Origin of the sequence: Arthrobacter sp. H41, assembly GCF_000520535.1 — a bacterium.
Classification (GTDB): domain Bacteria; phylum Actinomycetota; class Actinomycetes; order Actinomycetales; family Micrococcaceae; genus Arthrobacter_D.
On sequence record NZ_KI914800.1, the window covers coordinates 70,100 to 82,182 of the forward strand.

The window sequence follows — 12,083 nt, forward strand, 5'->3', positions numbered from 1 at the left end:
CTTCGCTGCCCTGCCGCGAAGCCTCCGCGGGTCTTCCACTCCTGGAGATCGAGCTGCACAGGATCGAGGGCAGCGACCGAGGTGTGCGAGATCTTCGGATGGAGCGGCCGCGAATCGTCCTCACCCACGCCGATCAGGTCCTCGTGCATCTTCTCCCCGGGACGCAGGCCGGTGAACACGATATCGATGTCCTTGCCCGACATGGCGATCATCCGCTGGGCGACGTCGAGGATCCGTACGGCCTCGCCCATATCGAGGATCAGCACTTCTCCCCCGCGACCGATGGCACCGGCCTGGACCACGAGCTGGCAGGCTTCGGGAATGGTCATGAAGAAGCGCGTGACCTCGGGATCCGTCACGGTGATGGGCCCCCCGCTGCGGATCTGCTCGGTGAACAGCGGTAGCATGGAGCCGCGGCTGCCGATGACGTTGCCGAACCGGACCGAGACGTATTTCTGCCCGGACTGCTGCGCATGCCAGGACGTCAGCTTCTCCGCGACCCTTTTGGAGTGGCCGAGCACGCTGGTGGGATCGGCTGCCTTGTCCGTCGAGATGTTGACGAAGTTGGTGACGCCTGCGGCGGCGGAGGCCCGCAGGACGTTGAGCGTGCCCTGCACGTTGGTCTTCCACGCCTCCTCCGGATACTGCTCGAGCAGCGAGACGTGCTTCAGCGCGGCGGCATGGAAGACCACTTCCGGATGCCGGTCCTCGAAGATATCCAGTAGTGCATCGGAATCACGGATATCGGCGAGAACCGTGTCACGGCCGGTGAGCAGGCCCCTGCCGGTCAGGGAGATCTGCGTCGACTGGAGGCCGGTCTCGTCCCGGTCCAGCATGATCAGTTCGGCAGGGTTGAAGGCGGCGAGCTGGCGGCACAGTTCGGAACCGATCGAGCCCCCCGCCCCCGTGACGAGGACCCGCTTCCCGGTGATGTAGCCGGCCACCTCGTCGGCGTGGATATCGACGGGCCGCCGGCCGATGAGGTCCTCGACGGCCACCTCGCGGAAATCCGACAGTCCCTTCCCGGTTCCCAGCATGTCCCGCAGCGGCGGCAGCACCAGGACCTTGATGCCGAGGCCCGCTACGAGGTCGGAGACTCTCCGCACCTGGGAGGCCTCGACCTCGGAGAAGGCGAGGACGAGGATGGAGGCCCCTGTCCGCGCGGCGATCGCCGGGAGTTCCTCGAGCCGGCCGAGCACAGGAACCGAGGAGAGCCGCAGATGCTTCTTGGCCGGATCATCGTCGATCAGGCCCACCGGCACGTAGGGCGACTCAGGGTCCTGCATCATCCGTGCCACCAGTGAATTGCCGAGGAAGCCCGCGCCGTAGATCAGCGTGCGCTGGGCGTCCTCGCCCGGCCGCGCCTTGCTCTCCACGTACATCCGCTTCAGGTACCGCGTGGCGGCAAGGAACATGCAGGCAAATGGAAACGCGATGATGCCGATGCTTCGGGGCACCTCGATCACCGTGAAGAAGGCCACGCTCACCAGCACGAGGATCACCGAGACGAGGACGGTGACGATGACGAGGAGCCGCGCCTCGTGGAAGCTGCCGAAGCTGTAGCGTCCCCGATACAGTGCGAAGCTCAGGCCCACGACAAGCTGTGCAAGGACTGCAACTCCACAGAAGACGGCGACGCCCTCGATGTTGATCGCTTTCACCAGGAGTTCATAGCGCAGGATCAGCGCCAGGACGATCGCGACCACCCAGGCGACGGCGTCGAGCAGGTACTGGGACCAGAGCCAGAGCGCAGGTTTCTCCCCTCTGGGAGTTTCCTCCGAGGTCTTCGTCGCCTGAGAAGCTCCGGAGGCGGCTGCCGGGTTCTGGGAGTCGGGTCGACCGCCGGTTTGTCTCATGGTTCCTAACAACTAGACTCGTCCTACCCGAGAATACTAACCGCAGTAGCCCGGCCCAGGCAGTTTTGGGCGGTGACGCGGCGCGGAAGGATCACGTTGCAGGACCCAGCAGCGGGCGGCCGCCTGTTTCTCGTCATCACCACCTTCAATCGGTCCGCCTATCTCCGCGGTCTCCTCGACTCGGTGGCCCTGCTCGATCCGGCACCGGCCGGCGTCGTGGTGGTCGACAACGCGAGCACCGATTCGACGGCCGACGTCGTGGCCGATGCTGCGTTCGCGCTGCCGTTCCCCCTCGTCCACCACCGGCTGCCGGCGAACGTCGGCGGGGCCGGCGGCTTCTCCGCGGGAATCCGGCGGGCACTGTCCGAAGGAGCGGACTGGTTGTGGCTGATGGACGACGACGTCGTGGCCCTCCCCGACGCGCTCGGCGCGTTGAAGCCCTGGATGGAGCGCTACCGGTGCCTCCACGGGCGCCGGTGGGACTCCTCGGGCAAGCCCTTCTTCTGGCAGCACCACTTCAATGAGGTCCTCGGCGTCCACCTTCCCGTGCGGGGGAACGTCTTCGCGGACTCCCGCGTGTTCCACACGAACGTCGGATGCTTCGAAGGCATGCTGGTCCACTCCGACGTGGTGCGCGACGTGGGCCTGCCGGATCCCCGGTTCTTCCTCAACGGCGACGACACCACCTACGGCTGGCTGATCTCGCAGCGCTACTCCGTCGCCTACGTTGACGAGTTCGTCCTGCGGAAGGCACGCCCGCAGAAGCAGATCGACCTCGGATTGAGGCACCTCAACGACTCGAGCGACCTCGGCAGGTTCTGCGCGATGCGGAACCGCGGGCACCTGGCGAGGTACCTGCAGCACGAGGGTCGCTGGAATCGGACCGGCTTCGCCCTCGGCACCGCGCTGACGGCGGCCAAGGAAGTGTTCCGGCTCCTGGCCGTGGAGCACACGTTCTCCGGGCTCGGCGTCGTCCGACGCGGCTGGCGCGAGGCACGGAAGATCCTCGCCGACGAGGACTGGCAGCCGATGCCTCCGTTGGCCCCTGCCGCTCCCCCTCCGACCGGGGGTTCTGCGGGCGAACGGGGAGTTCCTGCCGACGACATCCCGGGCCGCGGCGCTTCGGAGGGGATTCCGGGAGCGAACGGCATCGACACCCGGGGCGCATCGTGAGCTGGGCTGTCGTCGGGGCTTCCGGCTTCGTCGGCTCGGCCGTGGTTTCGGCCCTTCGCGAGGCCGGGATCGACGTCGTTTCCATTCCCGCTCCGCGGCTGGCCACGGACCTGTTCGACGCCGGTCGACTGGCGGAGGAGGCCCGGGGCCACCCCTGCCTCGCGGAGCTGGAGGATGCCCTTCGCCCGTGCAGCGTCGTGGTCAATGCGGCAGGACTCGCCGCGCCCGGTTCTGCTGATACACGGGAACTGCGCGGCGCCAATTCACTGCTGCCGGCTGTCCTTGCGGAGGCAGCCGGGCGCGGAGGCGTGGAGCGATTGATCCATCTCAGCAGTGCCGCAGTGCAGGGCAGCAGGCCGGTGCTCGACGAGACCGAACTCACGAGCCCGTTCTCGGCCTATTCCCGCAGCAAGGCGCTCGGCGAAAAGGCCCTGCGGTTGCGGCCCTCGGGTACCCGAACGGATACCGGCACCAGCCTGGAGGTCACGGTGGTGCGGGCTACTTCGGTCCAGGGTCCGGCCCGCCCCACCACGGTGGCGCTGGCCCGGCTTGCACGCTCCCCGCTGGCATCGGTCGCTGCTCCCGGCGAGGCTCCAACACCCGTGGTCTCGGTCGGTGCTCTGGCCGACCTGGTGGTGGCGGTCGGCAATATCCCGTCGAAGCCGCCGTTCCTCGTCCTTCAACCCTGGGAGGGACTGACGGTGCGGACGGTCCTCGAGGCAGCCGGCGGCAGGCCGCGGCAGCTCCCCCGCTGGTTGTGCCGTGGCGCGCTGCGCTGCGGCTACGCTGCGTCGGCCCTTGCCGGTGGGCGCCTCTCGGGCGCGGTACGGCGCGTGGAGCTGATGTGGTTCGGCCAGGCCCAGGCGCCCGGGTGGGCGGAGCGGGAATCGTTGGTGCCGACGCCCCGGGTCAGGGCCGTTCTTGGGGCTGCAGCCGAACAGGTGTCTCGGGTTCGGAAGCGGTGACTGCCGTCGATCCGGCGGCCGGAGGCACGGCGCCGGAAGACTCGGCGCCGGAGGATTCAGCCCCGGAAGACTCGACTACGGAGGATCCAGCGCCGGAAGACTCAGCGCCGGAAGATTCAGCGCCGGAAGATTCGACTGCGGAAGGCTTCGTGTCAGAAGGTTCGGCGTCATAATCGACTGCTCCGGGAGTTCCGCCCTTTTCCGGATCCTCTGCCGGCGCTTCATCGATGCCGAGGAGGTTGGGGACGGTCCGCCTCAGCCGGTCGAGGGGAATGGAGCCCTGCCGGACCACCCGGAGGACGTCCCCCGTCGCGTCGACGATGGTCGAGCCTACCGAACCGGCCGAACGACCGCCGCCGTCGAGGTAGACCGCTGCTGAGTCCGCCAGTTGGGCCATCGCCTCGGCGGCCGTGGAGGCAGCCGGCTGGCCGGTCCGGTTCGCGGAGGAGACCGCCAGCGGACCGGTCATGGTGAGCAGGTCAAGGGCCACGCGGTCATCGGGCATGCGCAGCGCCACGGTGCCGAGGGTTTCGCCGAGGTCCCAGGTGAGGGACGGCTGGGCGTGGCAGATGATGGTCAACGCACCCGGCCAGAACGCCGCGGCCAGCCGACGCGCATCAGGGTGGACGTCGATCGCCAGGCCGTCCATGGTCTGCACCCTCGGGATGAGGACGGGAGGCGGCATGTTGCGCCCGCGTCCCTTCGACGCGAGCAGGGTCGCCACGGCCTGGGGCGAGAAGGCGTCGGCAGCGATGCCGTAGACCGTGTCGGTGGGGATGACGACGCACTGTCGAGCTGCCAGCGCCCGTTGCGCGGCAGCGATGCCTTCGCTGCGCTGGTCGGGATCGGAACAGTCGTAGCTGGTGGTCACGGGATCATTCTTCCATTCGCTGGAACACTGGTGCACATCGGGAGTCAGGGCCGCTGTTCAGGCGCCGGGCGGAGGGCCGAAACCGGCCCCCCGAAAGCCCTTCGAGTAGGCGCTGAACCACGCGACCAGCCCTCGGAAGTCACCGTTGGTGAGGAAATAGTAGGGAAATCCGACGATGTCCGCGCCGAACCACCTCAGATTGCGGTACTTCCGTGTGAGGTAGCCCCGATTGCGGAAGTAGCAGAACCGCTTGTACTCACCCTCCGGGATGACCGGTGTGAGAAAACCCCGGAAAATCGGTTTCATCTCACCCCAGGACGCCGGATGCCTTACGGCGACTGTTGTCACAGTGCCGTACTTCAGGCCGGCCTTCTTCACCCGCGAGAGGAAGTCGACTTCATCACCTCGGATGAAGAACTTCATATCGGGCAGGCCCACCGTGGAGAAGACACTGGTGCGGATCAGGGCACCGTTGAAGAAGTGCACCATATTGGGGAGGTATCCCAGGGGCTCGAGCCGCGCGCGTTCATTGGTGATGAGCCCGTTGATGCGGAAGTTGAAGGACAACCGGCCCGGATCTCCCGTGGCCGCCACCAGGGGACTGACGACGTCGAGCTCGTGCTCATCCGCGGCCTTCAGCAGCTCCGCGAGGCAGTGCTCGTCCTCGGGATGGCCGTCGTCGTCCATCATCCAGATCCACTCGGCGCCGCTGGCGATGGCGGCGAGGATGGCGAAGGCAAATCCGCCGGCACCCCCGAGGTTCGCCTCGGACCGCAGGTAGTTGATGTTGCTTCCGCCGGAGGCGACGACGTCGGACGCCGGTACCGTCCCGGAGTCGACGAGGGCGATCGAGTGGATCGGCGCGGTCTGCGCGGCGAGGCCCCCGAGCAGCAGGGCGAGCTCACCGGGACGGTCGAACGTGACGGCGGCGACGGCGACCTTCGCCTGGGGTTCCGTCATCGCACGGATCCGCTCGGGCAGGTGGGGTGGTATGTCATGGAGTCCTCGTCCCTTCTGCCGGCGCGGGGCCGGCGAGGACCGCACTCGAGGCGCGGTCGCGCCCGGTGAGGTCCTGGTGGGTGGTGATGTCCAGCCAGCATCCGGCGCGCCCAAGGAGCGACGCCACCCAGCCTGCCTGTACCTCGGCGTGCTCCATCACGAAGTAGCCACCCGGCTTCAGGAGTCGTGCCGCTGACGCCGCGGCGGCGGCGGGGAGTTCCATGCCGTCCTCTCCCCCGCCGTACAGCGCCAGTTCGGGATCGTAAAGGGCCACCTCGGGCTCGTTGGGCACAGCGGCGGAGGGGATGTAGGGCGGATTCGACACCACGACGTCGAAAGTCGCGTCGTGCTCCGCGAGGGCGTCGGCGAAGTCGCCCTGCACGAGCGTCACCCCGTACCGCCGGAGGTTGCCCTCCGCCCACGCCATCGCGAGGTCGCTCAATTCGACGGCATAGACGCCGGCGCCGGGCACCTCGTCCGCGATCGAGGCCGCGATGGCCCCCGAACCGGTGCCCAGGTCCACGATCTTCGGCGCGTCGAGTCGAAGTGCATGGTCGATCACCAGTTGCGCCACGGACTCGGTTTCGGGGCGGGGGATGAAGACGCCCGGGCCCACAGCGAGTTCGATGTACCGGAAGTAGGCGATGCCGGTGAGGTGCTGCAGCGGAGTGCGGCGCGCCCGCTCCTCCACGAGGTCCCCGAACCCGTCGGGAGCCGCGGAGTCGGTGAGGGCCAAGGCCCTCACGCGCCCGGGGCTGACTCCCAGCAGGTGGGCGGCGAGCAGTTCGGCGTCGACGCGCGGACTCGGCACTCCCGCCGCCGTGAGGCGCCGGACGGCGTCGTGCAGTGCCTGCCCGAGGGCGCCCGAGCCCACGGTCAGCTCACTGGTCCGCCCGCTCGGCCCGCTACTCATCCGCCCCGATGGCATCGAGCCGGGCCTGTTCGTCCATCTCGATGGCGGCCTGCACCACGGGCTCGAGCTCACCGTTCATGACGGCGTCCAGGTTGTAGGCCTTGTAGCCGGTGCGGTGATCGGCGATGCGGTTCTCGGGGAAGTTGTAGGTACGGATGCGCTCGGAGCGGTCCATGGTGCGGATCTGCGACTTCCGGATGTCCGAGTTGACGGCGTCGATCTCCTCCTGCTTCGCCGCGAGGATCCGCGACCGCAGCACGCGCATTGCCGCTTCCCGGTTCTGCAGCTGCGACTTCTCGTTCTGCATGGCGACCACGATCCCCGTGGGGAGGTGGGTGATGCGCACGGCGGAGTCGGTGGTGTTCACCGACTGACCGCCGGGTCCGGATGAGCGGTAGACGTCGATCTTGAGGTCGTTCTGGTTGATGTCCACTTCCTCGGGCTCATCGACCTCGGGAAGGATGAGCACCCCCGCGGCCGAGGTGTGGATGCGGCCCTGGGACTCCGTCACGGGCACCCGCTGGACGCGGTGCACGCCGCCTTCGAACTTGAGCCTGGCGTAGACGCCGTCGGCGGGGTCGTTCGAGGAACCCTTGATCGCCATCTGGACATCCTTGTAGCCGCCGAGGTCCGACTCGTTGGCCGAGAGGAGTTCGGTCTTCCAGCCGCGGGACTCCGCGTAGCGCGAGTACATGCGGAGGAGGTCTCCGGCGAACAGGGCTGCCTCGTCGCCGCCCTCGCCGCCCTTGACCTCGATGATGATATTGCGGCCGTCGTTGGGATCCCGCGGGATGAGCAGGCGCCGGAGGCGTTCCTGCGCGAGGGACAGCTGCTCCTCGAGGACCGGTACCTCTGCGGCGAACTCCGGATCCTCCCCTGCCATTTCGCGGGCGGCCTCGAGGTCGTCCTTCAGGGCGCTCCACCGATTGTTGGCGTCGACGATCCGCCCCAGTTCCGCGTACCTCCGGCCGAGCTTCCGCGCCAGCTGCTGATCGGCATGCACTGCCGGGTCGGACAACTGGAGCTGCAGCTCCGAGTGCTCATCGAGCAGGCCCTGGATGGACTCGAACATTCGTGAAACCTCTTTCTGGATATCATCCATTGCGCACAAATTACGGCTTCCGGCCCGGATAGCCGTCATTTCTGCGCACTCGATGGGAATATTAACCGCAAGAGCCGCCCAAGACTCCCCCGGCCCCGGAGCGGCCCTGCGTTCCCGGGGAATCCGGGAACGCGGGCTGCCCTGGACGGGCGGTGCCGTGAGCGGCTCAGCGCAGCTAATCGGAGTCTTTGGACCCCAGCGTGGTCTTCTGGACCTGCATCAGGAATTCCACGTTGGACTGCGTCTCGCGGATCTTGTTGGTCAGCAGCTCGAGCGCCTGCTGCGTTTCAAGACCGGAGAGCACACGGCGGAGCTTCCACATGATCTTGACCTCGTCAGGCGACAGCAGGTTCTCTTCGCGGCGGGTACCCGAAGCATTGACGTCGACGGCGGGGAAGATCCGCTTGTCGGCGAGGTTCCGGGAAAGCCGGAGCTCCATGTTGCCGGTGCCCTTGAACTCCTCGAAGATCACCTCGTCCATCTTCGAACCTGTCTCCACCAGCGCAGTGGCGAGGATGGTCAGCGAACCGCCGTTCTCGATGTTGCGGGCGGCACCGAAGAAACGCTTCGGCGGGTAGAGCGCCGCCGAGTCCACGCCGCCCGAGAGGATACGGCCCGACGCCGGAGCGGCGAGGTTGTAGGCACGGCCCAGGCGGGTCATGGAGTCCAGCAGGACCACCACGTCCTGGCCCATCTCCACCAGGCGCTTGGCGCGCTCGATGGACAGCTCGGCCACCGTGGTGTGGTCATCGGCAGGTCGGTCGAAGGTCGAGGCGATGACCTCACCCTTCACGGTCCGCTGCATGTCGGTGACTTCCTCGGGACGTTCGTCGACAAGCACCATCATGAGGTGGACCTCGGGGTTGTTGATGGTGATGGCGTTCGCGATCGCCTGGAGGATCAGGGTCTTGCCTGCCTTCGGAGGCGACACGATCAGGCCGCGCTGGCCCTTGCCGATCGGCGCCACGAGGTCGATGACGCGGGGCCCGATCTTCTTGGGATCCGTCTCGAGGCGCAGGCGGTCCGAGGGATACAGCGGCACGAGCTTCGCGAACTCGACGCGGTCCTTGAGGTCCTCGGCCGGCTTGCCGTTCACCGTGGTGATCCGCACCAGGGCGTTGAACTTCTGGCGCGTGCTGGCCTGTGTCTCGCCCTCGCGGGGTGCACGGATGGCACCGACGACGGCGTCACCCTTGCGCAGGTTGTACTTCTTCACCTGGGCGAGCGACACATAGACGTCGTTCGGCCCGGGAAGGTAGCCGGAGGTCCGCACGAAGGCGTAGTTCTCGAGCACGTCGAGGATGCCGGCAACGGGCAGCAGGACGTCGTCGTCGGTGACCTCGACGTCGTCGACCTCGGGGTTCTGGTTGCGACTGCGGCGGCGCTCGTTGCGGTCGTTGCGATCGTTCCGGTCGCGGAAGCGGCTGCTGCGGTCGTCCTCGCGGGGGCCGTTGCGCGTGGGACGGTTCCGGCGGTTGCGCCCGCGACCCTCGTCGTCATTGGTATTCGCGTTCGCGTTGCGGTCATTCCGGTTGTCCGACGTGCGAGTGTCGGCGTTGCGGTCATTCCGGTTGTCCGACGTGCGAGTGTCGGCGTTGCGGTCGTTCCGGTTGTCCGACGTGCGAGTGTCAGCGTTGCGGCTGTCGGCGTTGCGGTCGTCGTCGCGCTCGGAGCGTGAACGGTTGCGCCGCTCATTGCGGTCGGCACGGCTCTCGCCCTGCTGGGAGTTCCCTGCCTCACCCTGCTGTGCATCAGCCGGCGTATCCGACTCCGCCTGCTGGTTGTCGGAGCGTTCCTCGCCGCGGCGTCCGCGGCGGTTCCGCTGTCCGCGGCCGGTGTTCTCGCGCTCGTTCGAGCGGTCCTCGGACTCGCCGGACCCGTTCCGGGAGTCACTGCGGGCGTCGCTGCCGGAATCGGAGTCGGTGCTGCTGCCGGCGTTCTGGCCGGACCCCGACGTCGGATTCTGTCCGGGAGTTTCACCGGACGTGCCCCCGACCGGGGAAGCTGCGTCAGCCGGACCCGCGGGGGCCTGCGCCGTGACGACGCCGTCGCTGCCTGCGCGGCGGTTCCGGTTGCGTGTGCGGGGCTGGCGTTCGGCCTGCGGGGAAGCGTCGTTGTCCTGCCCGGCCGGTGAGTCCTGGTGGGTTCCGGCGTCCTTCGCGGGCGCCCTGTCGGCCCCCGCGGTCTCGGGGCGCGTCGCGGTCTCGGGGCGCTCTGCGGGAGTCTTCTGGCGGTCGGCTACGGCCGAGCCGCGCTGGTGGTCGGAGATCGCCGACACAAGATCGCTCTTGCGCATCCGTGATCCGCCGGTGATACCCAGCTGTCCGGCAAGCGCCTGCAGCTGCGCGAGCTTGAGGCCTGCGAGGCCGCTGCTCTTGGTTGCTGCGCCGTTCGATGCCGGTGCGCCGTTTGATTCGGCGGCTTGTTGGTCCACACCTGGTAACAGGTCAGTGGTTTCAGTCACGAAGGATCCTTCCCCCTCGTCGGGCGGCCACCCTCGGGTGTGCCGCGTTGGTTTGCCCCGATGCCGCAGAGGACAGGCGGGGTTCGGCCGAGCCGGAAACTTTCCGGGGTGGCCGGGTGTGCTGGAAGCCTAGGGATATCCGCACGGGGAAGGTTCGCGACCCACCCATGCAACGATAAGTTCGGAGGCTGCACCGGAATTCGTGCTACTGCTGAAAGGTTTGCAGTTTCACGGCGGTCGGAAGAGAATGACGGCCGGTCCAACAGAAGCACACGGTAGGAACGTAAAGACGGTTCCTACCCCGGGTGCACCTCCAGTTTAGCACCTTCGCGGTCCACATCCAGTCGGAGGACCCGCCAGGATTCCGGCGTGCCGGACGCCTCGAGCAGTGACCGCAGGGCGGTTCCGGCCTCGGCCGCCTGCCTCTCGCCGACCGCCAGCGTCATCACCGTGGGGCCGGCGCCGGAAATGACTGCGGCGAAGCCCTCCGCCCGGAGTGCCTGCACCAGCATCGCGCTGGCCACCATGGCCGGTGCCCGGTATTGCTGGTGAAGGGAATCCTCGGTCGCCGGGAGCAACAGGTCCGGGCGGGCCGACAGTGCATGGACCAGGAGCGCTGCGCGTCCTGCATTGGCTGCTGCATCCCGGTGAGATACCGACGGTGGCAGGAGCGCCCGTGCGCTCTCCGTCGACAGCGACCCGCCCGGAACGGCCGCGACGGGGATGACGTCCGGGTGTACCTCGAGGCGGGCGCTCGAGTAGGCCCTCCCGCTTTCCCAGGAGATCGCCAGCGATCCCGAAAGGGCTGCTGCCACGTTGTCCGGGTGCCCTTCGAGCGTGGCGCACCACTGCAGAAGGGCCTGGTCATCCATCCGGTCGGCGTCGTCGGTGCTCTTCCGATCTAGGAAGGCAAAGCGGCAACGACATCAATCTCCACGAGAATGTCGTACAGATCAGAGCCTAGGGATATCCGCACGGGGAAGGTTCGCGACCCACCCATGCAACGATAAGTTCGGAGGCTGCACCGGAATTCGTGCTACTGCTGAAAGGTTTGCAGTTTCACGGCGGTCGGAAGAGAATGACGGCCGGTCCAACAGAAGCACACGGTAGGAACGTAAAGACGGTTCCTACCCCGGGTGCACCTCCAGTTTAGCACCTTCGCGGTCCACATCCAGTCGGAGGACCCGCCAGGATTCCGGCGTGCCGGACGCCTCGAGCAGTGACCGCAGGGCGGTTCCGGCCTCGGCCGCCTGCCTCTCGCCGACCGCCAGCGTCATCACCGTGGGGCCGGCGCCGGAAATGACTGCGGCGAAGCCCTCCGCCCGGAGTGCCTGCACCAGCATCGCGCTGGCCACCATGGCCGGTGCCCGGTATTGCTGGTGAAGGGAATCCTCGGTCGCCGGGAGCAACAGGTCCGGGCGGGCCGACAGTGCATGGACCAGGAGCGCTGCGCGTCCTGCATTGGCTGCTGCATCCCGGTGAGATACCGACGGTGGCAGGAGCGCCCGTGCGCTCTCCGTCGACAGCGACCCGCCCGGAACGGCCGCGACGGGGATGACGTCCGGGTGTACCTCGAGGCGGGCGCTCGAGTAGGCCCTCCCGCTTTCCCAGGAGATCGCCAGCGATCCCGAAAGGGCTGCTGCCACGTTGTCCGGGTGCCCTTCGAGCGTGGCGCACCACTGCAGAAGGGCCTGGTCATCCATCCGGTCGGCGTCGTCGAGCAGCGCGTTCGCAGCCACT

The 12,083-nt window shown here is 67.7% G+C and carries 10 protein-coding genes; 2 read left to right on the top strand and 8 right to left on the bottom strand.

The window, feature by feature from the left end:
• Positions 1–1,856, bottom strand: a 1,856-nt coding sequence (locus tag Y705_RS19165; protein WP_081737973.1) for a polysaccharide biosynthesis protein, incomplete at its 3' end; no start/stop codon positions are given.
• Between the two features lie 96 nt (positions 1,857–1,952).
• On the opposite strand from Y705_RS19165, the gene Y705_RS19170 reads away from it, so the two are divergent.
• Together Y705_RS19170 and Y705_RS19175 are read left to right on the top strand one after the other, a co-directional pair.
• Positions 1,953–3,029, top strand: a complete 1,077-nt coding sequence (locus Y705_RS19170; RefSeq protein ID WP_049822596.1) for a glycosyltransferase — start codon at positions 1,953–1,955, stop codon at positions 3,027–3,029.
• Positions 3,026–3,994, top strand: coding sequence for an NAD-dependent epimerase/dehydratase family protein (locus tag Y705_RS19175; protein ID WP_049822597.1), 969 nt, complete (start codon positions 3,026–3,028; stop codon positions 3,992–3,994). Before Y705_RS19170 ends, Y705_RS19175 begins: the two co-directional genes overlap by 4 nt.
• Here Y705_RS19175 and Y705_RS19180 read toward each other — a convergent pair.
• The 7 genes from Y705_RS19180 to Y705_RS22355 form a co-directional block, all read right to left on the bottom strand.
• On the bottom strand, positions 3,939–4,865 hold the full coding sequence (locus Y705_RS19180) for an L-threonylcarbamoyladenylate synthase (RefSeq protein ID WP_081737975.1): 927 nt from the start codon (positions 4,863–4,865) through the stop codon (positions 3,939–3,941). The two genes, Y705_RS19175 and Y705_RS19180, sit on opposite strands and share 56 nt — an antisense overlap.
• 57 nt (positions 4,866–4,922) lie before the next feature.
• On the bottom strand, positions 4,923–5,825 hold the full coding sequence (locus Y705_RS0110625) for a glycosyltransferase (RefSeq protein WP_049822598.1): 903 nt from the start codon (positions 5,823–5,825) through the stop codon (positions 4,923–4,925).
• A gap of 34 nt (positions 5,826–5,859) precedes the next feature.
• A complete protein-coding gene (gene prmC, locus Y705_RS0110630; RefSeq protein WP_253908579.1) occupies positions 5,860–6,777 on the bottom strand; it encodes a peptide chain release factor N(5)-glutamine methyltransferase in 918 nt (305 codons plus the stop codon).
• Positions 6,770–7,849: a peptide chain release factor 1 gene (prfA, locus tag Y705_RS0110635; protein ID WP_026532834.1), complete on the bottom strand. Its 1,080-nt coding sequence runs from the start codon at positions 7,847–7,849 to the stop codon at positions 6,770–6,772. Before prfA ends, prmC begins: the two co-directional genes overlap by 8 nt.
• A 205-nt stretch (positions 7,850–8,054) precedes the next feature.
• On the bottom strand, positions 8,055–10,343 hold the full coding sequence (gene rho, locus Y705_RS0110640) for a transcription termination factor Rho (protein WP_026532835.1): 2,289 nt from the start codon (positions 10,341–10,343) through the stop codon (positions 8,055–8,057).
• Between the two features lie 296 nt (positions 10,344–10,639).
• Entirely contained in the window at positions 10,640–11,215 is a 576-nt protein-coding gene (locus Y705_RS19185; RefSeq protein ID WP_049822599.1) for a homoserine kinase, read from the bottom strand.
• A gap of 255 nt (positions 11,216–11,470) precedes the next feature.
• The coding region (locus tag Y705_RS22355; RefSeq protein WP_444826181.1) for a homoserine kinase at positions 11,471–12,083 on the bottom strand (613 nt) is incomplete at its 5' end.

Coding starts and splice junctions, on each gene's coding strand:
- Y705_RS0110625 (WP_049822598.1), bottom strand. CDS start 5,825: ATGACGGAACCCCAGGCGAAGGTCGCCGTCGCCGCCGTCACGTTCGAC.
- prmC (WP_253908579.1), bottom strand. CDS start 6,777: ATGAGTAGCGGGCCGAGCGGGCGGACCAGTGAGCTGACCGTGGGCTCG.
- prfA (WP_026532834.1), bottom strand. CDS start 7,849: ATGTTCGAGTCCATCCAGGGCCTGCTCGATGAGCACTCGGAGCTGCAG.
- Y705_RS19185 (WP_049822599.1), bottom strand. CDS start 11,215: ATGGATGACCAGGCCCTTCTGCAGTGGTGCGCCACGCTCGAAGGGCAC.